This is a genomic window from Actinomadura rugatobispora (genome assembly GCF_042656285.1).
Classification (GTDB): domain Bacteria; phylum Actinomycetota; class Actinomycetes; order Streptosporangiales; family Streptosporangiaceae; genus Spirillospora; species Spirillospora rugatobispora.
Genome location: NZ_JBHSON010000023.1, coordinates 72,142 through 97,901 on the forward strand (window position 1 = coordinate 72,142; position 25,760 = coordinate 97,901).

The window sequence follows — 25,760 nt, forward strand, 5'->3', positions numbered from 1 at the left end:
CTCGGGCGGGCCGGTCGTTCAGAGCGTCCGCGTACCCGCGGGCGAGACGGGGCGGAAAGGATCGGCCGGGCGGCCGCCGACGGCGGCCGGAGCCGCCAGGACGCGGCCGTCGGCGGCGCCCTCGGGACGATCGCCCAGGCCGTACAGCGCCGTGGTCACCACGATCCGGTACGGCGGCGACGGCGTCAGGCACACGCTGGTGGGCTGCTCGGCGGGCACCGCGACGACCGCGAGCAGCTCACCGGACGGCGCGTAGCGGTGGACGGCCGCCGCGCCCCAGACCGCCGACCACAGGCACCCCTCGGCGTCGACGGTCATCCCGTCCGGGGAGCCGTCCGGCACGCGCGCGAAGACCTCGCGCCCGCCCGCCTCGCCCGAGGCGGGATCGACCGGGACGCGGTAGATCAGCCCGAGCGCGCTGTCGGCCAGGTACATCGTCCGGCCGTCGGCGCTGAAGGCTGGACCGTTGGGGACGGTCAGCCCGCCCATCGCCGCGGTGACCGCCCCGTCCCGGTCCACGCGGTAGAGGGATCCGGCTCCGCGCGTGCCGTCGTAGGCCATCGAGCCCGCCCAGAACCGCCCCGCCGGGTCGGCCGCGCCGTCGTTCATCCGCATCGCCGTGGCCGCGCCGTCCTCTGGGCGCGCGAGCCAGCGCACCCCGTCCGCCGAGCCGTCCGCGGGCAGGAGCGCGATCCCCGTGCCGGCGGCGGCGATCCAGCCGTGCGGGCCGCCGGGTGCCGTGACCGGGGCGACGGCGCCGAGCGGGAAAGGGACGCGGGCCGCGAGCACGGTGGGATCGAGCCGGTACAGGCGCCCGGCCAGCAGGTCGACGGCGACCAGCCCGCCGGGCACCGCGCGCAGCCCCTCCCCCAGCTCCCACGGCCCGGCGCCCTCCACCGCCGACCAGGATCCGACCAGGCCGCTCATCGCAGCGCCGCGCCTTCCGGGAGACCGATCATGTCGAGTTCGTCCCGGTAGGGCAGGCCCTCCCAGTCGCCGCGGCTCGACACGGCGAACGCGCCGACGGCGTGGGCGCGCCGCAGCCGCCCCTCCGCGTCCAGGCCGTCCAGGAGACCGGAGAGGTAGCCGGCGACGAACCCGTCCCCGGCCCCGATGGAGTCCACCGCCTGCACGCTGTGGGCGGGGACGGCGCGGACCCCGTCCGCAGTGAACGAGCGCGCCCCCGCGCCGCCGTCCTTGACGACGACCTCAGTGGCGCCCCCGTCCAGGAGCCGCGCCGCGACCGGCTCGGCCGCGATCGGCTCGGCGGCCCCGCCGGGGTGCAGGAGCTCCAGCTCGTCGGGGGAGGCGATGACGTGGTCGGCCTGCGCGGCGATCGGCGCCAGCGCCCGCGCCGCCTCCTCCCGCGTCCACAGCCGGGACCGGTGGTTGACGTCCAGGCTGATCCGCGCGCCGCGCTCCCGGGCCAGGGCGCACAGGGCCCGCACGGCCTCCCGGCAGGACGCGCCCAGCGCCGGGGTGATCCCGGTGAGATGCACGATCGCCGGCGTGTACGGCACCGCCGCGACATCGTCGGCGCACAGCCGCGACCCGGCCGAGCCGGCGCGGACGTACTGCACGCGGGTCACGTCCGGCAGCCGCTGCTCGAACATGATCATTCCGGTGGGGGCGGCGTCGTCGCGGCGCACCGCGGAGACGTCGACGCCCTCGGCGCGCAGCGTCCGCACGACCAGGCGGCCCGGCTCGTCCGCGCCGACCCGGCCCAGCCACGCCGCCGAGTGGCCGAGGCGGCTCAGGCCGATGGCCACGTTGCTCTCCGCGCCGGCGACGCCGGCGGTGAAGCCCGAGCCCAGCCGGATCAGCCCGGTGGCCCGCAGCGCCATCATGGTCTCCCCGGCGGTCAGCACGTCCACCCGCGTCACGAGGAGCCCCCCGGGACCGGCGCGGCCGCCCCCGCCACCGCGACGAACGCGCGGGCACGGCGGCGCAGCGCCTCCAGGTCGCCGCCGGAGGGGGCGTCGCCGCACAGCGGCGAGCCGACGCCCACCGCCAGCGCGCCGCGGGCCAGGAACGCCGCGGCCTCCTCCTCACCGACCCCGCCCACCGGGACGAACGGCACGTCAGGGAACGGATCGCGCAGCGCGCGCAGGTAGCCGGGCCCGTTCGCGCTCGCCGGGAACAGCTTCACCGCCGTCACCCCGGCCGCGACCGCGGCGGCCACCTCCGTGGGTGTCAGCGCCCCGGCCAGCACCGGCAGGTCCAGCCGCAGCGCCTCGTCGACGCCCGCGCCCAGCGAGGGCGTCACGATGTAGCGGGCGCCCGCGTCCCGGGCCCGCCGCACGTCGTCGCCGGTCAGCGCGGTGCCCGCGCCGAGCGCGACGGAGCCGCCGACGGCGCGGGCGATGTCCTCGATGGCGCCCAGGGCGTCGCGGCCGCTCAGCGACACCTCGATCAGCGGCACCCCCTCCTCGGCCAGCACCAGCGCCGTCCGCACCGACGCCGCCCGGTCCGAGCCGCGGACCACGGCCACCAGCCGGTGCCGCCGCAGCGCCTCCAGCATCCCGCTCCGAGTGATCATCGTGCCGGTCGCTCCCCTCACCTCTGGGCCCGTCTCTGGGCCCATCTCCGGGCCCATCTCTGGGCTCACCACTCCGCGTGCCCCCCGTCGGGATGCCGCCACACCGGCGGCCGCCACCGGTGCCCGACCCGGTCGGCCCGGCGGACGGCGGCCTCGTCGATCTCGATGCCCAGGCCGGGCGCCTCCCAGCGCTCGATCGCGCCGTCCACGAAAGCGAACGGCGACCGGTCGGCCATGTAGTCCAGCAGTTCGGCCCCGGTGTTGTAGTGGATGCCGATGCTCTGCTCCTGGATGAGGAAGTTCGGCGTCGCGAACGCCACCTGCAGGCTCGCCGCCAGCGACAGCGGCCCCAGCGGGCAGTGCGGGGCCAGCAGCGCCCCGTACACCTCGGCCAGCGAGGCGATGCGCCGCACCTCGGAGATCCCCCCGGCGTGCGACAGGTCGGGCTGGACGACCCCCACCCCGGCCTGGAGCGCGGGCAGGAACTCCGCGCGCGAGAACAGCCGCTCGCCGCACGCGATCGGGGTGGTCGTCGCGGCCACCACCTCGCCCAGCCGGTGGGTGTGCTCGGGCAGCACCGGCTCCTCCACGAACAGCGGCCGGAAGGGCTCCAGCAGCGGCACCAGCCGCCGCGCCGCCGGGACGCTCACCCGGCCGTGGAAGTCGACGGCCACGTCGTTGCCGTCGCCGATCGCGGCGCGCACCGCCTCGACCCGCCCGACGATCGCGTCGATCTCCCGCGCCGCCGGCAGCGGCGCCACCCGGCCCGAGGCGTTGATCTTCACCGCGGTCAGCCCGGCCTCGACCTGCGCCGCGGCCGCCTCGCCGACCCGCGACGGCTCATCCCCGCCGACCCAGCCGTACACCCGGACCCGGTCGCGGACCGCGCCGCCGAGCAGCTGGTGCACCGGGACGCCCAGGGACTTGCCGAGGATGTCCCACAGCGCCTGGTCCAGCCCGGCGACCGCGCTCGACAGCACGGGCCCGCCCCGGTAGAAGGCCGCCTTGGTCATCGTCTGCCACAGGTCCTCGACGCGCCGCGGATCGGCGCCGATCAGAAGGTCCGACAGCTCCTCGACTGCGGCGCGGGTGGTCGCGGCCCGGCCCTCCACCACCGGCTCGCCCCAGCCGGCCACGCCCTCGTCGGTGTCGATCCGGCAGAACAGCCAGCGCGGGGGGACGAGAAAGGTCTCCACCCGGGTGATCTTCACGTTCGGTTCTTCCCCCTCGGTGCCGCCACGGCCCTTCCCGGCGCCGTCACGGCGAACTCTCGAGCTCCCGTCATGAGGAGCTCTTGGTGATGCTCCAGCCGCCGTCCACGTACAGGGACACGCCGGTGATGTACGAGGCGTCCGGCCCGGCCAGGAACGCGACCGCGCCGGCGACCTCCTCGGGGCGGCCCAGGCGCCCCGCGACGGTCTCGGCGGCGCTGCGCGTGCGGTCCTCCTCGCCGATCCCCTGCCACTGCGCGGTGAGGACGGGGCCCGGCAGCACGGCGTTGACCCGGACCCCTGGCCCGTACTCGACCGCGAGCTGGCGGGTGAGCCCGGTCAGCCCGGCCTTGGCCGCCGCGTACGCGGGCCGTGCGGGCAGCCCGAAGGCGGCGTGCACCGACGACACGATCACGATCGCGGCGCGGCCGCTCGCGCGCAGGTCGTCCAGGGTCGCCCGCACCCCCAGGAAGGCCCCGGTGAGGGTGACGTCCAGCTGCCCGCGCCAGGACTCCAGGGACAGCTCGTGCGCCGCCGCGGGCTCGTAGCGCAGCGCGTTGGAGACCAGGACGTCGACCGGGCCGAGGCCGTCGCGGCAGGCGCGCACGGCCCGCTCCCAGTCGCCGGGGTCGCTCACGTCGCACAGCACGCCGAGCGCGGCGGCGCCTCCGGCGGTCAGTTCGGCGGCGACCCGCTCGACCTCCGGGGACACGTCCAGCAGTGCGACGCCGTACCCGTCGGCGGCCAGTCGCCGCGCGGTCGCCGCGCCGATGCCGCGGGCCGCCCCGGTCACCACGGCGACCGGGCGGCCCGGTGTCCTCTCCTGCGAGGTCATGGCGCCTCCACGCTGACGCGGACGCCGAGGGAGGCGGCGGCGCCGGGCTCGAGCCGCTCCCACGGGCCCAGCGCCTCGCATTCGACGATCCGGTCCGGCGGGTTGAGGCCGCCCAGGTGCTCCAGCGGACGTTCCAGCGGATGCTCCATCCACACCTCCGCGCGCGACCCGCCGTCGGGGTAGGCGGCGTCCGCGCGCACATCCCATTCCATGGTGAGCCGGTGGCGGCCGCGCGCATAGGTCAGCCGCCCGGTGGCGCCGGGGAAGCCGAGCTTGCCGACGACGTCCTGCGCCGGGACCTCCAGGAGCTCCGTCCCGGCCCGCTGCCCCGCGCCGACGCGCGTCCAGGCGGGCGCGGCGGTGCCGACGGCCAGCTCGACCGGCGCGCCCGCTCCCGCCTCGACCTCCACCCGGACGACCCCGCCGCCGGGGTACTGGGCGATGTTCCACAGGGCCCAGCGCACCGGCCGGGACGACTCGTTCACCGCCGTCAGCCGCAGATCGTAGGAGGCCCGCCCGGCCCCCAGCCCGATCTCGCGGCGCAGCCGCAACCCCGTGCGCGGGTCGTGGCCGCTCTCCAGCGTCACCGTCGCGCCGTCGCGCTCCTCGCGGACCGCGGCCGTGTACGGTCCCGAGTCCAGGACGGGGTCGGGCGGCCCGGCCCATTCCTGCGCCGACGACCATCCCTGCGGCGCCGGCCAGGTCTTGTCGCCGCCGTAGTTCGCCCAGGCCGCCATCGGGCCCGAGGCGGGCGCGGGACGGTGCCCGCCGGCCGGGTGCAGCCGGTCGTCCAGCAGCGCGGGATTGCGCCACAGCAGCTCAGTACCGTCGTGGACGAGGCTCAGCAGCCGTCCGCCCAGCAGCGGGACGATCCCGAGCCGCAGCCGCCCGTTGTCGAGCCACACCACCTCGTACGGGCCGGAGGCGTCCGTGGTGGCCTCGACGCGCTCTGTCATGACGCCTCGCCGGGCACCAGGACGACCTTGCCCTTGCTCGCGCCCGCCGCCAGCGCGTACGCCTCACCGGCCCGCTCGAACCCGAAGGCGTCGCTCACGACCTTCTCGGGCCGCAGCCCCCAGCCGACCAGGTTCCGCGCCAGCTCGCTCATCGCCGGGAGCGAGGTGACCCAGGAGGCGTGGATGGTGAGCTGCTTGTGCAGCAGCGTGTCCGACACCTCGGTGTGCAGGTCGCCGCCCTCCCCGACCAGCGACACGTGGCCCCACTCGGCCGCCGCCTCCAGCGCCAGGCTCCGGCCGGGCCGGGTCCCCGAGCAGTCGATGGTGACGGCCGCCCCGCCGCGCCCGGTGAGGTCGGCGACTTCCTCCGCGGCGTCGTCACCGGCGGGCAGGACGGCGTCGAACACCCCGGCCGTCGCGGCCCACGCGCGGCGCGCCTCCGCCGTCTCCACCCCGATGACCTTGCGGGCGCCCATGCCGCGCCCGATCATCCCGGCCGCCAGCCCGACCGGGCCGAGCCCGACGACCAGCAGGTCGGCGTCGCCGCTGACCCCGGCGCGGCGCAGCCCCTCGTAGGCGGTGCCGAAGCCGCAGGCGATCAGCGCGCCGTCGACGTAGGACAGCTCGTCGGGCAGCGGCACGCAGGTCCGCTCCTCGGCCAGCAGGTACGGGGCGTGCCCGCCGTCGCGCTGCCACCCGTAGGACTCGCGGCCGTACCCGCAGCTGATGTAGTGCCCGCGGCGGCAGTTGTCGCACAGCCCGCAGCCCACGATGTGGTAGACGATCACCCGGTCGCCGGGGCCGAACCGGCGCACGCCCGGCCCGGCCGCCACGATCCGGCCGGACGGCTCGTGCCCCGCGATCACGCCGCGGTAGGCGGGGCCGTCCACGCCCCGGTAGCCCTTGTAGCCGCGGTAGATGAAGCCGATGTCGCTGCCGCAGATCCCGGACGCGCCGATCTCCACCAGCACCTGCCCGTGGCCCGGCCGGGGCACGTCGTACTCGCGCAGCTCGGCGGTGGAGTCGCCGGGCAGGAAGACGCCCCGCATCCTGCTCGGTGTCGAAGTCATGATGATCGCCAGCTTTCTCAGAGCCTTCTCAGGAGGTCGGGGTGCCGCGGCCGCGGCGGGCGACGATCACGTTGATCAGCACCGCGCCCACGATGATCACACCGCGCACCACGTTCTGCAGGAAGGAGTCCACGCCGAGCAGCACCAGCCCGTTACCGATCACGGTGATGAACACCACGCCCAGCAGCGTGCCCAGCATCCCGCCGCGGCCGCCGGCCAGCGCGGTGCCGCCGATCACCACCGCCGCGATCACGTCGAACTCCAGCCCGGACGCGGCGCCGCCGCTGCCCGAGCCCAGCCGCGCCGCCAGCAGGATCCCGGTCACCGCCGACAGCAGCCCGGTGGTGGCGAACAGCAGCACCCGGACCCGGGTGAGGCTGATGCCCGACAGCCGCGCCGCCCCGGCGTTGCCGCCGATCGCGTACACCGACCGGCCGTAGGCGGTGAACCGCGCCACGTAGGCGAACACCGCGAACAGCGCCAGCATGATGACCGCGGCGGTGGGGACGCCCAGCAGGTCGCCGCCCAGCACCTCGAACACCCCGCTCTCGGGCAGCGTCACCGGCAGGGCGTCGGTCAGGTAGAGGCCCAGCCCGCCCAGGACGCTCCACACCCCCAGCGTCGTGATGAACGACGGCACGTCGAACGCGGCGCGCAGCCAGCCCGCCAGCCCGCCCCACAGCAGGCCCAGGACCAGCGTGAGCGCGATCGCCCCCGCCACCCCCAGGCCCCATTGGGTGCTTCCCTTGGCGACCAGCACCGAGGAGAACGCCACCGCCGGGCCGATGCTGATGTCGATCTCACCGGCGATGATGACGAGGGTGACGCCCCACGCGGCGATGCCGATCATGGCGGCGTCGCGCAGCATCCCCAGCTGGTTGTGCACCGACAGGAAGCCCTCGGCGGAACTGCCCAGCGCGATGTACAGCACCGCGATGGCGGCCAGCAGGCCGATCTCGTTCAGCTGGTGCGCCCGCCCGGCCAGCAGCCGGGCCGCCGCGCCGCCGGCGGGCGCGCCGGGCGGCGCGGCCCGGCCGGTCTGTGCGGTGGTCATGTGATCTCGTTCTCCTCGGTTGTGCGATGCGGGGGTTGCGGCGGACGGCCTCGCGAGGCGGGGCCGCGCGGCGCGGGATGCGGCTCAGGCGGCCATCGCGGCGGACAGGACGGCGTCGACGGTGACGTCCGCGCCGGTGAACTCGGCGGCGACGGTGCCGCCGCGCACCGCGATGACGCGGTCGCAGACCAGCGGCAGCTCCTCCAGCTCCCCGGAGACGAACAGCACGGCGTTCCCCCGGTCGGCCAGCTCGCGCACCAGCCGGTAGATCCCCTCCTTGGCCTCCACGTCGACGCCGCGGGTCGGCTCGTCCAGGAGCAGGATCCGGCTGCCGGCGTGCAGCCACCGGCCGATCACGGCCTTCTGCTGGTTGCCGCCGCTGAGGGTGGCGATGGGGGTGCGGCCGGAGGCGGTGGCGATCGACAGCCGCTCGATCAGGCCGCGCGCGGCCCGGCCGACCTTGGACGGCGTCACGGAGGTGCCCGTGCTGACCGCGCGGTAGTCGGACATGACCATGTTCTCGCCGACGCCCAGCAGCGGGACGATCGCCTCGCTCTTGCGGTCCTCGGGGGTCAGCCCGACGCCGCGCCGCTTCATTCCGGCGGCCGTGACCCTGGGCACCTGCGCCCCGTCCACCCGGACGGTCCCGGCGGCGATCGGGGCGAACCCGGCCAGGGCGCGCAGGATCTCGGTGCGTCCCGAGCCCATCAGCCCGGCCAGCCCCAGGATCTCGCCGGGGTGGAGGTCGAAGGAGACGTCCACGACCTTCGGCGGCACGCTCAGCCCCGACACCGACAGCAGCGGCGTCCCGGTGCGGTCGACCGTGCGCGGGCGGGGCCGGACGGCCGCCTCGTAGGCGGAGCCGAGCATCATCGCGACCGCCTCGTCGGTGGAGGTGGTCTCCAGGTCGACGGTGCCGACGACCCGGCCGTCGCGCATCACGGTGGCGGTGCGGGCGATCCGGCGGATCTCGTCGAGCCGGTGGCTGACGTAGATCACCGCGACGCCGCTCTCGGCGATCCGGCGCACCGCGTCCAGCACGGTCTCCACCTCGGCGGCCGCCAGCGCGCTGGTGGGCTCGTCCAGGATCAGCAGCCGGGGCTCGCGGCGCACCGCCCGGCAGATCTCCACGAGCTGCTGCTCGGCGAGCGGGAGCGTTCCAACCCGGGCGTCGGGGGCGATGTCCAGACCCAGCCGGCCGAAGATCTCCCGCGCGGCGCGGCGCATCGCGGCGTGGTCGACCCGGCCTCCGCCGGTCCGCGGCCAGCCGCCCAGGAACAGGTTCTCCGCCGCCGTCATCCCCGGGACCAGGCTGAGCTCCTGGTGGACGGTCCGCACGCCCAGCTCGCCCGCGCGGCGCACGCCGCCGCCGTCCAGCGGCACCCCGCCGATCTCCACGGTGCCCGCGTCGGGCCGCTCCACCCCCGACAGCACCCTGATCAGGGTGGACTTGCCCGCGCCGTTGCGGCCGAGGAACGCCCGGACCTCGCCGGCCTCGATCTCCAGGCTCGCGCCGGTCAGCGCCCGGACTCCGGGGTAGTGCCGCGTGACGTCGGCGATGCGTACCAGCGGGGTGCTCATGAGTGGGTCCTTCGTTCGGGGGTCCTGGGGTTCGCCTCTCTCGGACGCGCAGGGGGTCTACGGGATGCCATCGGGGTGCTCCCGGAGCCAGCGGGCGCCGTCCTGGGCGCCGAGGTAGCGGTCGACGGGCGCGGGGACGATGAACCCCGCCGGCGGGTTCCCCGCCAGCACGGCCCGGGCCACCTCGCCGGCCAGCCGCCCGACCTTGATCCCCGAGATGTCGGCCACGCCCTTGAGGACCCGGCCGTCCTGCAGCTTCTTGGCCGCCTCGACGGACATGTCGCCGCCGAAGACGGCGGTCTCGCCGATCCGGCCGCGGGTCTCGACCGCCCGGACCGCGCCGAGCGTCTGGGAGCCCGCCTCGCCGTAGAAGGCGTCCAGGTCGGGGTGGGCGGTCAGGAGCTGCTGGGCCCGCTCCACGGCCTCGTCCATCTGCAGGCCCTGCTGGCTGGCCACGATCCGGGCGCCCGGCACCTTCTCCTTCAGCGCCCGCTCGAAGCCCTTGCGGCGCTGGACGCAGACCTCGAACTGCTCGCAGTTGATGATCCCGACCTGCGGGGCGCGCCGGCCCGCCCGCAGGAAGTGGTCGGCCATCTGCTCGCCGCTGACCCGGCCGAACTCCTCCGGCGAGCCCAGCACGAAGGCGCGCACGTACTTGCGGGCCTGCTCGTCCTCGACGCAGGTGTTGTAGCAGATCACCGGGACGCCGCTCTCCTTGGCGAGCCGCATCGCCGGCACCGACGCGGTGGCCGAGGCGGGCGACACGATGAGCGCGTCGGCCTTCGCCGAGCTCATCGTGCTGATGAACGAGCTCTCCCTGGCGGGGTCGGACTGGATGTTGGTCTGGAGGAGCTGCGGCCCGCGGCCCTCCTCGCCCAGCGTCGCGCGCAGCCCCCGCTCCACGCCCGCGTAGTAGCCCTCGGCGTTGAGGTAGACGACGCCGATCCGGCCGTTCTCGCCCACCCGGCCGCCGCACGCGGCCGTGACCGCCAGGACCGCGGCCGTCACGACAACGGCCAGGGTCCGGCGCTTGGCATGGTTCATCGACGCACTCCTCGACGTGCTCCTGCTTCACCGCGGCGTTCACCGGGAGGTTCACCGGGGGGTCGGCCGCGGGTGTGTCCGCCGACACTGTTTAACGCCCTCGTAGCACCGCTGTCAACATTAATTAGTATTTTATGATTACTGGAGGGCGAGCGATGCCGCTAGGGTGCTCGCCGACGGCCGGAACGGAGGGGGACCCGTGGCGCGCTACTCGGAACGCGGACTGCACGGCCAGACCGTGCAGGAGATCGCGCGCCGCATCCTCACCGGCGAGCTGCGCCCCGGCGACACCATCGACCCGGCCGCCCTCGGCGCCGAGCTCGACCTCAGCCTCACCGCCCTCCGCGAGGCCCTCAAGGTCCTGGCCGCCAAGGGCCTGGTCGCCTCCCGCCAGAAGCGCGGCACCTTCGTCCGCCCCCGCTCCGACTGGAGCCTCCTGGACCCCGACGTCATCCGCTGGCAGTTCGCCAACCGCAACGACCACGCCTTCCTGGAGAACCTCGCCGAGGTCCGCGGCATCATCGAGCCCCAGGCCGCCCGGCTGGCCGCGCTGCGCCGCACCGAGCACGACCTCGCCGCCCTCGACGACGCCCTGGCCGCGATGGGCCGGGCCGACGGCGACGCCGCCCTGGCCGTCCAGGCCGACCTCGCCTTCCACCGCGCCCTGCTCACCGCCACCCACAACGAGCTCCTGGAGCGGATGGAGATCGTCATCGAGGTGGGGCTGGCCGAACGCGACCGGCTCGTCCACGGCGTCGGCGGCCACGACGACCCGGTCCCCAGCCACCGCGCCGTCCTGGACGCCGTCCGCGCCGCCGCGCCGGGCCGGGCCGAGGAGGCCATGCGCGACCTGCTCGCCAAGGCCCGCCGCGACCTCGACACCGTCCGCGAGGACTGAGCCCCCGCCGCCTACGGCTTCGGGCCGACGCGATCCCTGGGATCGGGGTCGGGGCGGGCCCCGGCGAGAAGGCGGCGCGCCTTGTGCGCGGCCCGCCAGCCGGCGTACCGGTGGACGGGCGGCGCCGAGTCGACCGGGTGGTACCGGACACGGGTGAGGACCACGCGGACCGCCAGGAGGGGACCGCCCGCCTCCCCGTCGAGCCGATCGATCGGCACGGCGGGCGGTTCCGCGCCGGACAGGACGATGGAGCGGGGCCGGGGCAGGCCCGTGAGATTCAGGCGCACGCCGCGCTCGATGGCGGGCGCGCACTCCTCGTGCACCTGCCGGTCGTAGGCGTCGAACCCGTGGTCGAGGCCGCCGGCGAACTCGTACCCGAGCCGCCCCTCGGGAAGGGGCTCGAAATCCAGGCTGAACCAGGCGAAGTCGGGGGCGCAGTTGCCGACGCTGCCGTACCGCACCTCGACGCCGCGGACCGCGCGTCCCGGGAACGTCTCTCTCACGCGGGCAAGGGTACGGGCATCGCGGCCGCTCACGGCAGGGGTCGGCCGCGGCCCCCAGAAGCCGCATCGGGTAACGTGGCCGCAGGTGTGCCGGGAAGTCTGGTCGGCGAGGTCCCTCATCCGTCGACTTCGAAGGAGCCCGGTGATCCGTCCCAACCGCCGAACCCCGTCCGGAAACCGTTCCGCCGGCCGCGCCAGGGCCCTGTTCAGCCGCGGCTCGTGGCCCGAGGCACGGCGGATCGGTCACATCCTGCGGCAGGAGACGGTCGGCGGCGTCCTGCTGGTGGCCGCCGCCGCGGCCGCGATCCTCTGGGCCAACTCGCCCTGGTCGGACGTGTACGAGTCCGTGCGCGACCACACCGCCGGGCCCGCGGCCCTGCACCTGGACCTGTCCCTGGAGTCCTGGGCCGCCGACGGGCTGCTGGCGATCTTCTTCTTCGTGGCGGGGCTCGAACTCAAGCGCGAGTTCGTCGCCGGCGACCTGCGCGACGTGCGGCGGGCGCTGGTGCCGGTGCTCGCGGCGGTCGGCGGCGTGGTCGTCCCGGCGCTGATCTACCTGGCGCTGACGCTCGGCGAACCGGGCGCGGCGCGCGGCTGGGCGATCCCGACCGCCACCGACATCGCCTTCGCCCTGGCGGTGCTGGCGGTGATCGGGCGGTTCCTGCCCACCGCCCTGCGCACCTTCCTGCTGACGCTGGCGGTGGTGGACGACCTCATCGCCATCGTGATCATCGCGCTGTTCTACACCGCGCACCTGTCGGTGCTTCCGCTGCTGGGCGCCCTCGTCCCGCTCGGGCTGTTCGCGGTGCTCGTCCAGCGGCGGGTGCGCAGCCGCCGGCTGCGCGAGCTGCTGGCCGCCGCCACCTGGACGCTCGTGCACGCCTCGGGCGTGCACGCCACCGTCGCCGGCGTGCTGCTGGCCTTCACCGTCCCGGTGCTCCGCGGCCACCGGGCCGGCGGCCCCGACGCCGGCCCCGGCCTGGCCGAGCACTTCGAGCACCGCTTCCGCCCGCTGTCGGCCGGGGTCGCCGTCCCCGTCTTCGCCCTCCTGGCCGCCGGAGTCCCGCTCGGCGGCCTCGACGGGCTGGCGTCCGCCCTCGGCGACCCGGTCGCCGTGGGCGTGCTGGCCGGCCTCGTGATCGGCAAGCCGGTGGGCATCATGGCCGCGACCTGGCTGGTGTCGCGCTTCACCCACGCCGACCTGGACGAGGAGCTGGCCTGGCTGGACGTGCTGGGCCTGGGCCTGCTGGCCGGGATCGGCTTCACCGTCTCGCTCCTGATCGGCGAGCTGTCGTTCGGCGGCGGATCCGCGACCGACGACCACGTCAAGATCGCCGTGCTGGGCGCCTCGCTGACCGCCACCGCCCTGGCCACCGTGGTCCTGCGCCTGCGCAACCGCGCCTACCGGCGCATCCACAAGGTCGAGACGCTCGACCTGGACCACGACGGCGTCCCCGACGTCTACCAGGAGCGGTGAGGCGCCCGGCTCAGCCGGCGGGCGCGCGGCCCTCCCTGCGCAGGGCCAGGGCTCCCAGGGCCGCGTAGCCGCCGGTGATCGCCACCAGGCCCGCGGCCGACGCGCGCGGCACGTCCCCGCGGACCAGGTGGACGGCCCCGGCCGCGGTGTCGCACACGTCCACCGCCAGGCACAGCCTCCGCCAGCGCCGCCGCGCCGCCTCGTCGCCGAGGAGGTAACCCAGTCCCAGCGCGACGGCCCTGCTGCCGAAGACCCGGATCAGGTACCTCAGCTCGGGGGTGTCCCTGCTCCCCATGCCCGCCAGCCGCACGTTGAGGCCGGGCGCCGCCAGCGCCAGCACTCCCCAGACGACGCGGCCGCCCGCCGCCGCCTCCAGTGCGCCTTCGATGCCTGCACCGTTCATGCCTGAGCGTTCCATGCCGCCCACCCTCCCGCCCCGTCTCGGACGGGATCGATTACCCCGGAGGTAGGGTCACCGGCCGCGCGCTCACCCGCCCAGCGACGCGCGGTCGTGCGGCTCCTCCCAGTCGGCCCGGTGCGGCTCGACCTCGATCCGGGTCACGGCCTCGTCCAGGAACGGCGGGCCGAGGTGGGAGAACGCGTCCAGGTCGGTGGTGCCGCGGAAGGCCGGACGCCGGTAGAGGTCGCGGGCGTAGCCCCACAGGTTCGGGAAGTCGGTCAGGCGGCGCTCGCTGATCTTGGCGAACGGGTTGTAGGTCAGGTCGAAGCGGACCAGCGTCACCCACAGCCGGACGTCGGACTCGGTGATGGAGTCGCCGTGCAGGAACCGGCGGCCCGACAGCCGCTCGTCCAGCCGCTCCAGGGCGGAGACCACCCGTCCGCGCAGCTCCTCGTAAGACTCGTTCGAGGCCGCGCCGGCGACCCGGTAGGTGCCGTCGTTGACGTTGGCGTAGATGTAGTCGTCGAGCTCGTCGATCTCCGCGCGCAGCTCGGCGGGGTAGAGCCGCACCTCCGGGTCGCCCCACTCCTCGAACCCGGTGCCCAGGTCGATGGTGATATCGGGGAAGTTGTTGCTCACGATCCGTCCGGTCTTCCGGTCCCACAGCACCGGGACGGACACGTGGCCGTCGAAGCCTGGCTCGGTCGCCTCGTAGGCCTCCCGCAGGAACCGGAAGCCGTTGACGGGGTCGGCGCCGCGCCGTTCCCGGAACGCCCAGCCCCGCCCGTCCCGCTTGTCGTCGACGTAGGAGAGCGAGACGACGTCCTCCAGCCCCTTGAGGGCGCGGACGATGGCGGTGCGCTGCGCCCACGGGCACAGGTGCGCGACGTAGAGGTGGTAGCGGCCCGGCTCGGCCCGGTAGCCGCTCGACCCGTCGGCGGTGACGCGCCCCTGGAACGGGTAGCGCGGCCGGTACCAGCCGCCGTTCCGGACGCTGAGCGCGGTGGCTCCGTAGACGCCGTGCTCGTCCAGGTCGACGGGGTCGGCGTAGACGGGGGCGCCGGTCGGCGTGGTCATCAGATCGCCTCCAGAGGGTTCGCGGGACCACGGGAGCCGCACCTCGACCTATCCGACCAAAGCTATCGGTTTAGCAGGGATTCGGCCGTTCGGCGGCGCGGTCAGGATCGCACGGCACCGGGTGGTAACAGCAATGTTCCCTCTTCCCGGCCTGCCGGGCGGCGCGTACATTCACCAGTGCGCCGGGGACGATCGTCCGCGCGGCCGACCGGCGTTCTCTGGGACTCGACGGGGAAGGAAGCGCGATGCCGGCGGAGTCTCGACTGCCCGACGACGTGGACCCGGGCACGTGTGCGGCGTTCCGCGACGTCCTCGACCGGGTCGGGAGCAAGTGGGCGATCGCGATCATCGCGGCGGCGAGCGACGGCCCCATCCGGTTCGCCGAGCTCCACCGCGCGATCCCCGGCATCAGCCGCCGCATGCTCACCCTCACGCTGCGCGCCCTCGAACGCGACGGGCTCCTCGTCCGCACCGTGCACCCGACGGTGCCCCCGCAGGTCGAGTACGCGGTCACGCCGCTGGCCGAGGAGCTGTTCGCCTCCACCCGCGCGCTGTCGGATTGGGCGGCGAACAACCACGAGAAGGTCGCGGCCGCCCGCGCCGCCTACGACGGCGGCGAGGCCGCCGACCGGTAGCCGGGACCGGCGAACCGCACGGCCACCGGCCCCCGCGGGCTCACCACCTGTAGTCGAGGAACTTCCCGTCGAAGGTGACCACGACGCGGTCGCCGTCGGGATCCGGACGGCGCGAGACGTCGACGCGGAAGTTGATCGCGCTCATGATCCCGTCGCCGAACTCCTCGTGGATGAGCTCCTTGAGGGCCGGCCCGTACACCGACAGGGCCTCGGCGAAGCGGTAGATCGTGGGGTCGCTCATCAGGGCCGGGTCGGCGCCGCGCGCGGGCTGGAGCCGCAGGCTCTCGGCGACCGCCTCCTCGAGCCCGAGGAACTCGCAGACGCGGCGGGCCTGCTCCTCCGTCATCGGGTGCTGGCCGAGCAGCGCCGCGGTGGTCCACACGACCGGCGCGCCGATCTCCCCGGCGATCTCGGCCCAGGTCACGCCGCGTCGTATCCGGGCGGCGACCACCAGCGCGGCCGCGTCGGACTTGCTCATGATCGGGTTCATGGGGGCACCGTAGGCCAATAACACCCCGTGCGCGCCGGTGTGAGCCCGAGGTGACGAGATGATCTTCACCTCGTCACACGCCGGAAATAAACGGAGCCGAAACTCGACCGGACACGAGCCGGAACTTGGGCACGCCACCACCTTCCCGCCGGTGCCCGCCGGCCTGCCCCCACGAGAGAGCGACGCATGTCCTACCTGAACCCAGCGGAGTTCGTCACCAAGATGATCGACGCGGGCGAGGCCAAGGCCTTCATGTCCACCCGCGACACCATCATCCGCGCGTACATGGCCGGTGCCATCCTCTCGCTGGCCGCGGCGTTCGCGGTCACGATCACGGTGCAGACGGGCGAGCCCCTGCTCGGGGCCGTGCTCTTCCCGGTCGGCTTCTGCATGCTGTACCTGCTGGGTTTCGACCTGCTCACCGGCGTCTTCACCCTGGTGCCGCTGGCGCTGATCGACAAGAGGCGAGGCGTCACCGTCCGCGCGGTGCTGCGCAACTGGTGGCTGGTCTTCGTCGGGAACTTCGCCGGCGCGCTCACGGTCGCGGTCATGATGGCCTGCATCTTCACCTTCTCGTTCAGCATGGACCCGAACGAGGTCGGTCGGCAGATCGGCACGATCGGCGAGTCGCGGACGGTCGGTTACGCCGACCACGGCGCCGCCGGGATGCTGACCCTGTTCATCCGCGGCGTCCTGTGCAACTGGATGGTCTCCACGGGCGTGGTCGGGGCGATGATGGCGACGTCCGTCCCGGGCAAGGTGATCGCCATGTGGATGCCGATCCTGGTCTTCTTCTACCTGGGCTTCGAGCACTCGATCGTCAACATGTACCTGTTCCCGTCCGGCCTGATGCTCGGCGGCGACTTCTCGATCGCGGACTACCTGCTGTGGAACGAGATCCCGACGGTCATCGGCAACCTGGTGGGCGGCCTGACCTTCGTGGGCCTCACCCTGTACGCCACGCACGCCCGTACCGGCGCGGCCCGCAACGCACCCGCACTCCCCGAGAAGGTCAAAGTCCCGGCCGAATGACCGGTCTCACCCTCGCCTGAACTGACCTGGACGGCCGCGACCGCGGCGACGAACATGGGGGCGTCCGGGCCCGTGAGATGCTGCACTCGTGATGAGGACCGGGTCCGCCGAACCAGCCCCGCGCCGCCGGCGCGGCCGTCCCGGCTACGACCAGTCGGCGATCCTGCGCGCCGCGGTGGAGCTCTTCAACCGCAAGGGGTACGACGCCACCAGCATGGGCGACCTCGCCAAGGAGCTGGGGCTCACGAAGCCGGCCATCTACCACCACGTCACGAGCAAGGAGCAGCTGCTCGGCCAGGCCCTGGACGACGCTCTCGACGAGCTCACCGCGGTCGTGACGGAGGCCTCCCGCGAGAGGGCGGGGGCGACCGCCCACGGGCGCCTGCGCGAGGTGGTGCGGCGCAGCGTCGAGGTGCTCGTCGCGCACCAGCCGTCCGTCACGCTCCTGCTCAGGGTGCGGGGCAACAGCGACGTCGAGCTGGCCGCCCTGGAGCGGCGCCGCTGGCTCGACGACCGCCTGGCCGGGCTCGTCGCGGACGCCGTCGCGGAGGGCGCCCTGCGCGACGACGTGCCGCCGGCGCTGGTCAGCCGCCTGCTGTTCGGCATGGTGAACTCGCTGGTCGAGTGGTATCGCCCTGACGGGGCCCACGACCCGGCGACGGTCGCCGACGCGATCACCGCCATCGCCTTCGACGGCCTGGCCCGGCACGAGACCTGAGCCCGGCGCGTCGGCGGACGGGCGGGGACGGTTCAGGCGTCGTAGTCGACGGTCACCTTCTCGCCGACCGGGAACGTCTGGCAGGTGAGGACGAACCCGGCGTCCACCTCGGAGGGTTCGAGGGCGTGGTTGCGGCGCATGTCGACCGCGCCCTCGCGGACGACGGCGCGGCAGGTGCCGCACACGCCGCCCTTGCAGGCGAACGGCAGGTCGGAACGGGTCGCCTGGGCGCCGTCCAGGAGCGTCGCCTCCCGGGAGACGGCCGAGGTCGCGCGCAGGCCGTCGAGCACCGTCGTCAGCTCGCTCGTCGCGCCCGTCGGGACGGCCCCCTCGGTCCGCCGCGGCCGCGGCGGGGGCGCGTCCACGTAGAACAGTTCGACGTGCACGCGGTCGGCGGGGACGCCGAGGCCGGAGAGCACCGCGCGGGCGTCCTCGACCATCCACAGCGGCCCGCAGAGCCACACGTGGTCGAACACCTCGACCGGCACCAGGCCGGTGAGCAGGCGGCGCAGCCGGTCGCCGTCCAGCCGCCCGGAGAACAGCTCGACGTCGCGCGGCTCGCGCGAGAGCACGTGGACCGTCTGGAGCCGGGGGCCGTACCGGTTCTTCAGGTCGCCGAGCTCCTCGGTGAACATCACGGTGCGGCTCGTCCGGTTGCCGTACAGGAGCGACACCTGGGCCCGGGGGTGGGTGAGCACCGTCGAGGCGACCGACAGCATCGGGGTGATGCCCGATCCGGCCGCGACGCACAGGTGCCGCTCGCCCGGCCCGGGGTCGGCCCGCCAGGAACCGGTGGGCGTCCCCACCTCGATCCGTGTTCCTGGCACGACCTCGCGGACCAGCCAGGTGGAGAAGAGCCCGCCCGGGATCTCGCGGACGCCGATCCGCGGCGCGGCCCCGGCCGGTGCGCAGATCGAGTAGGAGCGGCGATGCTCCCGCCCGTCCACGACGCGGCGCAGGGTGAGCGACTGGCCCGCCCGGAAGTCGTAGGCGTCGCGCAGCCCGTTTGGAACGGCGAAGGTGATCGCCGCGGCGTCCTCGCACAGGCGGTCCACCGCGGCCACGGTCAGCGGGTGGAAGGCGGTCCGCCGGGGCGGCGCGGGCGCGGACGTGGGCATGTCAGATCTCCTTGACGTGCTCGAACGGCTCGAGGCACTCCGTGCAGGTGTAGAGGGCCCTGCAGGCGGTGGCGCCGAACTCGGAGACCGGCCGGGTGGCGGCCGCGCCGCAGCGGGGGCAGGACGGGGCGGGCCGCACCGGTCCGAGCGTGAGCCGCACCGGTCCGCCGGCGGGGCGCGGGGCGGGTCCGGGCGGCGATATCCCGGCCTCGCGGAGGGCGGCCCTGCCGCGTTCGGAGATCCAGTCGCTGGACCAGGGCGGGTCGAGCACGACGCGCACCTCGACGCGGGGGAACCCGGCCCGGTTGAGCCGGTGGACGAGGTCATCGCGCATGGTCGCCATCGCCGGGCAGCCGGTGTAGGTCGGCGTGATCGAGACGACGACGGCCGCGGCGTCCGCGTCCAGGTCGACGCCGCGCAGCACGCCGAGGTCGGCGAGGGTCAGCATCGGCATCTCCGGGTCGCGCACCTGCCCGGCGGCCTCGGCGGCGCGTTCGCGGGCGTTCACCAGCGCCCGCCCGGATGTGCGCGCGCGACCTCCTGCATCTCTGCGAGCAGCCGGCCGAGGGCCTCGGTGTGCAGGCCGTCCCGGCCCCTCCGCCCGCCGTCGCCGGGTGGCGGCTCGCGGTCCGGGCGGTCGACGCCGCTCACGGCGAGGACCTGGTCGAGGACGGCGTCCGCCTCTTCGTGGAGGGAGCCGGGATCGACCGCGACGCCGGCGCGGGCGAGGGAGAGTTCGAGGGGGTGGGCGCTGACCAGTTCGGTCCGGAGCGGCCACAGCGCGTCGAGGGCCGTGAGGAGCCGGCGGCGCGATTCCTCGGTGCCCTGCGCCAGGGTGAGGAACCAGCGGCCCGCCCAGTCACGGTGGTAGGCGACCTCCTTGACCCCCTTGGCGGCCACCGCGGCCAGCACCGTGTCCCTGCTGGTGCGGAGCCGTTCCAGGAGGGCGAGGCGTGCCACCGAGAACAGGAGCAGGCGGACGACGACGTGCGCGAAGTCGCCGTTCGGCACTTCGGCGAGGCGCACGTTGCGGAACTGCCCGGCGTCGCGGAAGAAGGCCAGCGCGTCCTCGGCGGGCACCGGCGAACCCTCGGGGAGGACGGGCACGACGCCGGGGTCCGCGGCGGCCGCCCGTGCCAGGAGCAGGCGCGCCTGCCCGAGGAGGTCCAGTGCCATGTTCGCCAGCGCGATGTCCTCTTCGAGGTCGGGCGCGCGGCCGCACCACTCCGACAGGCGCTGCGACATGATCAGCGCGTCGTCGCCGAGCATGAGGCAGTACGCGGCGAGTCCGGCGTGATCGACTCCGTCGGGCACCCGCGTGTCGACGCCGGACAGGGGGTCCTCGAAATCGGTGCCGAACGCCCACTGGGAGGAGTCTCCGCCGATCAGGCCGTCGAAGACGGTGCCGTGGTCGTCGCTCATGGTGGTCCGCCCCTCACATGTGCGGGACGTTCTCGGGGATGTCGTAGAACGTCGGGTGCCGGTAGACCTTGTCGCCGTTCGGCGCGAACAGGGGGTCCTTCTCGTCCGGGCTGGAGGCGGTGATGGCGTCGGCCCGCACGACCCAGATGCTCACGCCCTCGTTGCGCCGGGTGTAGACGTCGCGCGCGTGCCGCAGGGCCATCACCTCGTCCGGGGCGTGCAGCGATCCGACGTGCACGTGGTTGAGCCCGCGCTTGCCGCGGACGAACACCTCGTAGAGCGGCCACTCCCGCCGGTCCGTGCTCATCGGGCGCCCTCCCCCACGGACGTCCGGTCCGCGAACGCCGTCGCGGCCTCGCGCACCCACGCCCCGTCCTCGTGCGCGGCCCGGCGGTGGGCCAGCCGCTGCGCGTTGCACGGCCCGTCGCCGCGGATAACGGCGGCGAACTCCTCCCAGTCGGGCTCGCCGAAGTCGTAGTGGCCGCGTTCCTCGTTCCAGCGCAGGTCCGGGTCGGGCAGCGTCACCCCGAGCGCCTCGGCCTGGGGGACGGTCATGTCGACGAACCTCCGCCGCAGCTCGTCGTTGGAGTTGCGCTTGATGCCCCAGGCCATCGACCGCTCGCTGTTGGGCGACTTCGCGTCCGGGGGGCCGAACATCATCAGGACCGGCCACCAGAACCGGTCGACCGACTCCTGCACCATGGCGCGCTGGGCGGCGGTCCCGCGCATCATCGTCATGAGCAGCTCGTAGCCCTGCCGCTGGTGGAAGGACTCCTCCTTGCAGATGCGGATCATGGCGCGGCCGTAGGGCCCGTAGGAGGTGCGGCACAGCGGCACCTGGTTGCAGATCGCGGCGCCGTCGACGAGCCAGCCGATCGTGCCGACGTCGGCGTAGGACGGCGCCGGGTAGTTGAAGATCGAGGAGTACTTCTGCCGCCCGGCCAGCAGCAGGTCGGTCAGTTCGGCGCGGGAGACGCCCAGGGTCTCGCACGCCGAGTACAGGTAGAGGCCGTGCCCGGCCTCGTCCTGCACCTTGGCCAGCAGGATCGCCTTGCGGCGCAGGGACGGGGCGCGGCCGATCCAGGCGCCCTCGGGCTGCATGCCGATGATCTCCGAGTGCGCGTGCTGGGCGATCTGGCGCACGAGCGTCCCGCGGTAGTCGTCCGGCATCCAGTCCCGGGGCTCGATGCGGTCGCGGCGCGCGATGGTCGCGTCGAACGCCGCCCGCGGCGGCCCCTCCGGGTCCGGCTCGGCGGTCGTGGTCGTCATCGTTCCTCCCGAGGCGTCGGCCCATTTACTTATCGCTCGGTCAGTAATAAGGTCGCACGGGTCGGCCCGGCCGCGCAACATCGGTGACACCATTGAGGCCACGCATGGCGTGCTCACGACTCCGGAGGCTGAAATGCACCGCATCACCGTCCAGTACTTCGCCCCCGCCGATCCCGCGGCCTTCGACGAGCGCTACGAGCGCGTGCACGTGCCGCTGGTCCGCGCCCTGCCCGGGCTGAAGTCGTTCACCCTGTCGCATCCACGCCCGCTCGGCACCGACGCGCCCCACCTGGTCGCCGAACTGTGGTTCGAGGACGGCGACGCCCTCAAAGCCGCGCTGACCAGCCCTGAGATGGCGGCGGCGGCCAAGGACGCGGCCACCTACAAGGTCGCCTCCTCGGTCATGTACACCGGCGAGGTCCGCGAGGCCCTGGACTGACCCGCGAGGCCGGCTTACGGGGCGGCCTTGCGGGCCTTCCGCTCGGCCAGCAGACCGGCCAGGGTCACGGCGGCGGTGTAGGCCGGACGCGGCTCCCGGTCGCTCCGCGGCCCCGCCGTGTCTCCGGCGGGGACGGCGGTCAGGTCCCAGGCGAACACGGCGATTCCACGGGGCGGCCCGCCGATGACCGGCCCGACCAGGTACGCCACCGGCGACCGGCCGATCCGCGCGTCGGGCAACCACACCGCTTCGGTCACCACGGCCGTCTCCCTGTCGGCCAGTTCCACCAGATCGCCCACGGTGGGGCCGTCGATGGCGCCGGTCAGCACCGCGTCCAAGGTCTGCCGCGCACCGTCCACGGCGGGGTCCAATGCGGGGTCCGGCGGCGAGTGCGGAGCCATCCGCGCCTGCCAGACCGTGGACCCCAGGGTCAGGTAGCGGCGGGCGCCGTAGTCCAGCGGCGCCATGACCCGGTGCGTCGCCGCGGCCTCCGCCCGCGAGGCCGTCACCGCCTCGACGACGGCCGCCACGGCATCGGCGCCGGGCATCAGCCGGGAGTCGTGGCGCAACACCGCGGAATAGGTGGCGCGCAGGACCATGACACGGTCGGCGCCACCGCCGAACAGGCGCACTTCTCGCCCCGGACGGCCGACCACGCGCTCCTGGAAGAGATCGGTCAGGTATTGGCCGCGACGTTTCGGGTCGAAGGCATCCTGGAGCCGCGCCTCACTCTCACGCTCTCCCACCCGGTTCTCCCTTTCCAGTGCCCGGCGTGTTGCCGCACTCCACGGCCTGTCGCGTCCCGCGGGCCTCAGCCGGACGGCGTGCTGCCCACCTCGGCGCAGTACTTGACGACGCTGGCGTAGTAACCGGCCCACGCCGATTCACTGGTCGAGCTCGTACGAACCACCTGCCCGAAATTGCCGAGGGCGACGCTGACGTTGTCATCGGGCACGTTCTGAGCCATGGCGCGGAGTTGCGTGGCCAACTGCGACGCGGCCACCGACGCCGCGGCGTCGGACCGCGAGCGGTCCCGCTCGAACGCCGCAATGGCCGCGAAGGCCTCGTCGCAGGCCGTCCGGGAAGCGGTCCTGTCACGATACTGGTCGCCGAAGTAGACGGCCCCGGCGACGACCACCGCGGCCTGATCATGGAGGTGACGCCGGGCGGCAGCCACCGCGCCGCGTGGTCCGCGGGCGCGGCCAGCCGGTCCAGGATCTCCCCCACCTCCGGCCGTGCGGCGGGGTCCTTGGCCAGGCAGCCGGCCACCAGGCCGGCGAGCCCGGCGGGCACCTCCGACAGGTCGGGCTCGTCGTGGACGACGCGGTAGAGGACGGCCTCCACCGGGCCGCCGCCGAACGGGCTGTGACCGGTGGCGGCGAAGGCCAGCACCGCGCCGAGGGAGAACACGTCGCTGGGCGGGCCGACCGGGCGGCCGCGCACCTGCTCGGGGGACATGAACGCCGGGGTGCCGATCACCCCCCGGGTCAAGGTGTGGGACGTGCCGTCCAGCGCGCGGACGATCCCGAAGCACGCGGGGCCCGTCCTCGGCCAGGATCACGTTGCCCGGCTTGAGGTCGCGGTGCACCAGGCCGCACGCGTGGATCGCGGCCAGGCCCTCCGCCAGGCCCGCGCCCAGGGCGGCGACCGCCTCGGGCGGGAGCACGCCGTACGCCTCCACGGCGTCCTGCAGGGGCGGGCCGGGAATGTAGGCGGTGGCCAGCCAGGGCGGATCGGCGCCGGCATCGGCGTCGACGACCTGCGCGGTGTAGAACCCGCCGACCCGCCCCGCCGCCTCCACCTCCAGGGCGAACCGGCGCCGGAACCCCGCGTCGTCGGCGAACTCGGGGCGCACCAGTTTCACCGCGACCGGACGACCGCCCCGGGAACGGCCCAGGTACACCTGCCCCATCCCGCCCCCGCCCAGCCTCCGTTCCAGCCGGTACGGCCCCACCTGCCGCGGATCGGCCGGTCGCAGCGGTTCCATGTGGAGACACCTCTCAAAAGGACATAGGAGTCTGGTCGACCATTCGAGATCATCTCAGGCGACAGACCGTCCATAAGCGGTGTCGGGTACATCCCGTGCGTGCGGCTCTCAGTCCAGGCGGACCGCGGACGGGGTCCACTGCGGTCACGCCGTGCAGGACGTGCGCCAAGACCTGCGCCCCCGCACCACCCCGAGGCCGGGACGGTCGAAGTAGGCGGGGCCGTCGAACCCCGCCTGGGCCTGTGCCGCGCCTAGCGCGCGTCCCGCCGCGTCACCGTCCTTCCCGGGACGGCGCGGGCGCCTCGGCGGGCCGCCGACCGTCCGGCCGGGAGCGGGGACCGTCGCGGCCCTCGCCCCGTTCCAGGCCGGCCCGCACCGCGCCCGCCGAAGCCACCACGACCAGGGCGATGCCGGCGATCTGCAGGCCGCGCGGCTGCTGGCCGAGCACGGCGTACCCCACGGCCAGGCTGATCACCGGGCCGAGGCTCAGCAGGATTCCGAAGGTGTGGGCGCTGACGTGCCGCAGCGCCAGCAGGTCGAGGCTGTAGGGCAGCGCCGAGGAGAACAGCCCGACGACCACCGCGAGCGCCAGCACCCGGCCCTCGGTCAGCGGGCCGCCCGTCTGGGTGACGGCGACCGGGGCCCAGAGCACCGCGCTCAGCACCATCGCCGCGACGAGGCCGGTCCGGTCGGGGAAATCGCGTCCCAGCCGCCGTGTCAGCAGCACGTAGGCGCCGCGCAGGACCGCCGCCGCGGCGGCGAACGCCAGCCCCGCCCCCGACAGCGCGCCGGGCACGGTCAGCAGCGCCAGCCCGCCGATCGCCAGCAGCGCCCACACCGCGTCCATGCGGCTGCCCGCGGCCAGCAGCGCCACCGCCAGCGGCCCCAGCAGCTCGATCGTGGTCGCGATGCTGAGCGGAAGGTGGTCGATGGCGGCGAAGAAGCAGAAGTTCATGCCGGAGATGACCGCGGCGTAGGCGCAGATTCCGGGCAGGTGCGCGCGCCGGATCCGGCCCAGCCGGCGTGCGGGCAGCAGCGCCAGGACGCACGCGGCCAGGATCACCCGCAGCGAGACCGTGCCCCAGGTCCCGATCCGGTCGAACAGGTGGGTCGCCGCGGCGGCGCCCACCTGCAGGCTGGTGATCTGGATCGGGACCAGGGCCGGTGCCAGCGCCGTGCGCCGGTCGGCGGTCACGACGCGGAGAGCATCGCCTCGTGGACGCCGCTCCAGTAGCCGGCGGTCAGTTCGAGGAAGCCGTCGAAGCCCTGCCGCACCCGGGCGAGGTCGTCGTCACCGCGGCAGACCGCGGCGGCCGACACCACGGCCTCGGCCTTGTGCTCCTTCTCCGCCTCGCCGATGTGGACGTAGAAGTACTCGCAGGCTTCGTGGAACTCGTCCTCGCCGTACAGGTCCTTGTAGTTGCGGACACCCTCGTAGAGGCGGACGAGCATCGAGAACGCCAGATGCTCCTGCCCGAGCAACGCGCCCTGCACGACGCGCTGGTCGGCGTCGGAAAAGAGGGAGCGCTGCCCTTCGCTGAACGCGCGCGTGCTGGGGAGCGCCTCGGCGCCGCGCAGTTCGTCCAGTGAGTAGGGGGCGCCGCGCAGCCGGGTGAGGAGGTCGGTGAGGAACTGCTCCAGAAGGAGCAGATGCGCCTTGGCGGGGTCTCCGTTGCCGTACTCGGAGTACAGGTTCTTGACGCATTCGACGCGGGCCGCCAGGTCCTCGGTGTTCAGGACCGACAGCGCCACCATGACCGAGGTGTTGACGGTGCGGGCGTAGAACTCGCGCGCGAACGTCTCGACCTCCGGGTAGGGCAGGGGGGCGGCCATCCAGCGCTTGTAGAAGTCGTTGTCGAGCGCCGGATGGTGGTGGACGGAGGCGGCGAGTTTCTCCACCGCCTCGGTGTAGGGCGTGGCGAGGGTCTGCTGCGCGGACATGGTCCTCCTTGGGAGCGGTTGAGATGACACGTGTCCGAGGCGCCGCAAACAGTTTGCATTAACT

At 74.2% G+C, this 25,760-nt stretch carries 29 protein-coding genes and 2 pseudogenes; 6 read left to right on the forward strand and 25 right to left on the reverse strand.

Translation table 11 applies throughout. The features are described 5' to 3' along the window. Positions 1 to 18 precede the first annotated feature (18 nt). The 10 genes from ACFPZN_RS18400 to ACFPZN_RS18445 form a co-directional block, all read right to left on the reverse strand. A complete protein-coding gene (locus tag ACFPZN_RS18400) occupies positions 19 to 927 on the reverse strand; it encodes an SMP-30/gluconolactonase/LRE family protein (RefSeq protein WP_378283221.1) in 909 nt (302 codons plus the stop codon). Further along, positions 924 to 1,883, reverse strand: coding sequence for a sugar kinase (locus tag ACFPZN_RS18405; protein WP_378283222.1), 960 nt, complete (start codon positions 1,881 to 1,883; stop codon positions 924 to 926). Before ACFPZN_RS18405 ends, ACFPZN_RS18400 begins: the two co-directional genes overlap by 4 nt. Then, complete coding sequence (locus ACFPZN_RS18410) at positions 1,880 to 2,539, reverse strand: bifunctional 4-hydroxy-2-oxoglutarate aldolase/2-dehydro-3-deoxy-phosphogluconate aldolase (protein WP_378283223.1); 660 nt, start codon at positions 2,537 to 2,539, stop codon at positions 1,880 to 1,882. The genes ACFPZN_RS18405 and ACFPZN_RS18410 overlap by 4 nt, the downstream gene beginning before the upstream one ends. Positions 2,540 to 2,604: 65 nt before the next feature. Then, positions 2,605 to 3,750, reverse strand: coding sequence for a galactonate dehydratase (gene dgoD / locus ACFPZN_RS18415; RefSeq protein WP_378283224.1), 1,146 nt, complete (start codon positions 3,748 to 3,750; stop codon positions 2,605 to 2,607). A gap of 70 nt (positions 3,751 to 3,820) precedes the next feature. Further along, complete coding sequence (locus ACFPZN_RS18420; protein ID WP_378283225.1) at positions 3,821 to 4,585, reverse strand: SDR family NAD(P)-dependent oxidoreductase; 765 nt, start codon at positions 4,583 to 4,585, stop codon at positions 3,821 to 3,823. Continuing rightward, positions 4,582 to 5,541 (reverse strand): DUF4380 domain-containing protein, encoded by a 960-nt coding sequence (locus ACFPZN_RS18425; protein ID WP_378283226.1) that lies wholly within the window; start codon positions 5,539 to 5,541, stop codon positions 4,582 to 4,584. The genes ACFPZN_RS18420 and ACFPZN_RS18425 overlap by 4 nt, the downstream gene beginning before the upstream one ends. After that, entirely contained in the window at positions 5,538 to 6,611 is a 1,074-nt protein-coding gene (locus tag ACFPZN_RS18430; RefSeq protein ID WP_378283227.1) for a zinc-dependent alcohol dehydrogenase family protein, read from the reverse strand. The genes ACFPZN_RS18425 and ACFPZN_RS18430 overlap by 4 nt, the downstream gene beginning before the upstream one ends. Before the next feature lie 28 nt (positions 6,612 to 6,639). Beyond that, complete coding sequence (locus ACFPZN_RS18435) at positions 6,640 to 7,665, reverse strand: ABC transporter permease (RefSeq protein WP_378283228.1); 1,026 nt, start codon at positions 7,663 to 7,665, stop codon at positions 6,640 to 6,642. A gap of 84 nt (positions 7,666 to 7,749) precedes the next feature. Further along, the gene (locus ACFPZN_RS18440) at positions 7,750 to 9,246 is read right to left on the reverse strand and encodes a sugar ABC transporter ATP-binding protein (RefSeq protein ID WP_378283229.1); all 1,497 of its coding nucleotides are present in this window, start codon (positions 9,244 to 9,246) and stop codon (positions 7,750 to 7,752) included. A gap of 57 nt (positions 9,247 to 9,303) precedes the next feature. Next, positions 9,304 to 10,290, reverse strand: a complete 987-nt coding sequence (locus ACFPZN_RS18445; RefSeq protein ID WP_378283230.1) for a substrate-binding domain-containing protein — start codon at positions 10,288 to 10,290, stop codon at positions 9,304 to 9,306. Between the two features lie 199 nt (positions 10,291 to 10,489). Here ACFPZN_RS18445 and ACFPZN_RS18450 point away from each other — a divergent pair, with 199 nt between their 5' ends. Further along, positions 10,490 to 11,188 carry a FadR/GntR family transcriptional regulator gene (locus tag ACFPZN_RS18450; protein ID WP_378283231.1) on the forward strand — a complete coding sequence of 233 codons (699 nt, stop codon included), beginning with the start codon at positions 10,490 to 10,492 and terminating at the stop codon, positions 11,186 to 11,188. An 11-nt stretch (positions 11,189 to 11,199) separates the two neighbouring features. Here the strand turns inward: ACFPZN_RS18450 and ACFPZN_RS18455 are convergent, their stop codons facing one another. Further along, positions 11,200 to 11,691, reverse strand: coding sequence for a hypothetical protein (locus tag ACFPZN_RS18455; protein WP_378283232.1), 492 nt, complete (start codon positions 11,689 to 11,691; stop codon positions 11,200 to 11,202). A gap of 202 nt (positions 11,692 to 11,893) precedes the next feature. Here ACFPZN_RS18455 and nhaA point away from each other — a divergent pair, with 202 nt between their 5' ends. Next, complete coding sequence (gene nhaA, locus ACFPZN_RS18460) at positions 11,894 to 13,168, forward strand: Na+/H+ antiporter NhaA (RefSeq protein ID WP_378283271.1); 1,275 nt, start codon at positions 11,894 to 11,896, stop codon at positions 13,166 to 13,168. Between the two features lie 10 nt (positions 13,169 to 13,178). Here nhaA and ACFPZN_RS18465 read toward each other — a convergent pair whose 3' ends face one another. Together ACFPZN_RS18465 and ACFPZN_RS18470 are read right to left on the reverse strand one after the other, a co-directional pair. Further along, positions 13,179 to 13,571, reverse strand: coding sequence for a hypothetical protein (locus tag ACFPZN_RS18465; protein WP_378283233.1), 393 nt, complete (start codon positions 13,569 to 13,571; stop codon positions 13,179 to 13,181). Between the two features lie 84 nt (positions 13,572 to 13,655). Further along, positions 13,656 to 14,645, reverse strand: coding sequence for a glutathione S-transferase C-terminal domain-containing protein (locus tag ACFPZN_RS18470; protein WP_378283234.1), 990 nt, complete (start codon positions 14,643 to 14,645; stop codon positions 13,656 to 13,658). Between the two features lie 245 nt (positions 14,646 to 14,890). Here ACFPZN_RS18470 and ACFPZN_RS18475 point away from each other — a divergent pair, with 245 nt between their 5' ends. Beyond that, a complete protein-coding gene (locus ACFPZN_RS18475; RefSeq protein ID WP_378283235.1) occupies positions 14,891 to 15,280 on the forward strand; it encodes a winged helix-turn-helix transcriptional regulator in 390 nt (129 codons plus the stop codon). Between the two features lie 40 nt (positions 15,281 to 15,320). Here the strand turns inward: ACFPZN_RS18475 and cynS are convergent, their stop codons facing one another. Next, entirely contained in the window at positions 15,321 to 15,770 is a 450-nt protein-coding gene (gene cynS, locus ACFPZN_RS18480; protein ID WP_378283236.1) for a cyanase, read from the reverse strand. 186 nt (positions 15,771 to 15,956) lie between these two features. Here cynS and ACFPZN_RS18485 point away from each other — a divergent pair, with 186 nt between their 5' ends. Together ACFPZN_RS18485 and ACFPZN_RS18490 are read left to right on the forward strand one after the other, a co-directional pair. Next, positions 15,957 to 16,802: a formate/nitrite transporter family protein gene (locus ACFPZN_RS18485; RefSeq protein WP_378283237.1), complete on the forward strand. Its 846-nt coding sequence runs from the start codon at positions 15,957 to 15,959 to the stop codon at positions 16,800 to 16,802. 91 nt (positions 16,803 to 16,893) lie between these two features. Further along, on the forward strand, positions 16,894 to 17,520 hold the full coding sequence (locus ACFPZN_RS18490) for a TetR/AcrR family transcriptional regulator (protein WP_378283238.1): 627 nt from the start codon (positions 16,894 to 16,896) through the stop codon (positions 17,518 to 17,520). 32 nt (positions 17,521 to 17,552) lie between these two features. Here ACFPZN_RS18490 and paaE read toward each other — a convergent pair whose 3' ends face one another. The 5 genes from paaE to paaA are packed head-to-tail and all read right to left on the reverse strand — an operon-like array spanning position 17,553 to position 21,329. After that, positions 17,553 to 18,638: a 1,2-phenylacetyl-CoA epoxidase subunit PaaE gene (gene paaE, locus ACFPZN_RS18495; RefSeq protein ID WP_378283239.1), complete on the reverse strand. Its 1,086-nt coding sequence runs from the start codon at positions 18,636 to 18,638 to the stop codon at positions 17,553 to 17,555. Position 18,639: 1 nt separating this feature from the next. Next, positions 18,640 to 19,146, reverse strand: coding sequence for a 1,2-phenylacetyl-CoA epoxidase subunit PaaD (gene paaD / locus ACFPZN_RS18500; RefSeq protein WP_378283240.1), 507 nt, complete (start codon positions 19,144 to 19,146; stop codon positions 18,640 to 18,642). Beyond that, positions 19,143 to 20,060, reverse strand: coding sequence for a 1,2-phenylacetyl-CoA epoxidase subunit PaaC (paaC, locus tag ACFPZN_RS18505; RefSeq protein ID WP_378283241.1), 918 nt, complete (start codon positions 20,058 to 20,060; stop codon positions 19,143 to 19,145). The genes paaD and paaC overlap by 4 nt, the downstream gene beginning before the upstream one ends. Positions 20,061 to 20,073: 13 nt before the next feature. Next, positions 20,074 to 20,367 carry a 1,2-phenylacetyl-CoA epoxidase subunit PaaB gene (paaB, locus tag ACFPZN_RS18510; protein WP_378283242.1) on the reverse strand — a complete coding sequence of 98 codons (294 nt, stop codon included), beginning with the start codon at positions 20,365 to 20,367 and terminating at the stop codon, positions 20,074 to 20,076. Continuing rightward, positions 20,364 to 21,329, reverse strand: coding sequence for a 1,2-phenylacetyl-CoA epoxidase subunit PaaA (paaA, locus tag ACFPZN_RS18515; protein WP_378283243.1), 966 nt, complete (start codon positions 21,327 to 21,329; stop codon positions 20,364 to 20,366). The genes paaB and paaA overlap by 4 nt, the downstream gene beginning before the upstream one ends. Before the next feature lie 133 nt (positions 21,330 to 21,462). Here paaA and ACFPZN_RS18520 point away from each other — a divergent pair, with 133 nt between their 5' ends. Continuing rightward, on the forward strand, positions 21,463 to 21,768 hold the full coding sequence (locus ACFPZN_RS18520) for an EthD family reductase (protein WP_378283244.1): 306 nt from the start codon (positions 21,463 to 21,465) through the stop codon (positions 21,766 to 21,768). A gap of 14 nt (positions 21,769 to 21,782) precedes the next feature. On the opposite strand, the gene ACFPZN_RS18525 is transcribed toward ACFPZN_RS18520, so the two are convergent. The 6 genes and pseudogenes from ACFPZN_RS18525 to ACFPZN_RS18550 form a co-directional block, all read right to left on the reverse strand. Continuing rightward, a complete protein-coding gene (locus tag ACFPZN_RS18525; protein ID WP_378283245.1) occupies positions 21,783 to 22,514 on the reverse strand; it encodes a hypothetical protein in 732 nt (243 codons plus the stop codon). Between the two features lie 65 nt (positions 22,515 to 22,579). Beyond that, positions 22,580 to 22,945 carry a hypothetical protein gene (locus ACFPZN_RS18530; RefSeq protein WP_378283274.1) on the reverse strand — a complete coding sequence of 122 codons (366 nt, stop codon included), beginning with the start codon at positions 22,943 to 22,945 and terminating at the stop codon, positions 22,580 to 22,582. Positions 22,946 to 23,031: 86 nt separating this feature from the next. Next, positions 23,032 to 23,247: pseudogene (locus ACFPZN_RS18535) on the reverse strand (protein kinase domain-containing protein); the annotation flags it as partial. 121 nt (positions 23,248 to 23,368) lie between these two features. Further along, a pseudogene (locus ACFPZN_RS18540) lies at positions 23,369 to 23,755 on the reverse strand (protein kinase family protein); the annotation flags it as partial. 271 nt (positions 23,756 to 24,026) lie between these two features. Then, positions 24,027 to 24,950, reverse strand: coding sequence for an EamA family transporter (locus ACFPZN_RS18545; RefSeq protein ID WP_378283246.1), 924 nt, complete (start codon positions 24,948 to 24,950; stop codon positions 24,027 to 24,029). Beyond that, complete coding sequence (locus ACFPZN_RS18550; RefSeq protein ID WP_378283247.1) at positions 24,947 to 25,696, reverse strand: iron-containing redox enzyme family protein; 750 nt, start codon at positions 25,694 to 25,696, stop codon at positions 24,947 to 24,949. Before ACFPZN_RS18550 ends, ACFPZN_RS18545 begins: the two co-directional genes overlap by 4 nt. Positions 25,697 to 25,760: the final 64 nt, after the last annotated feature.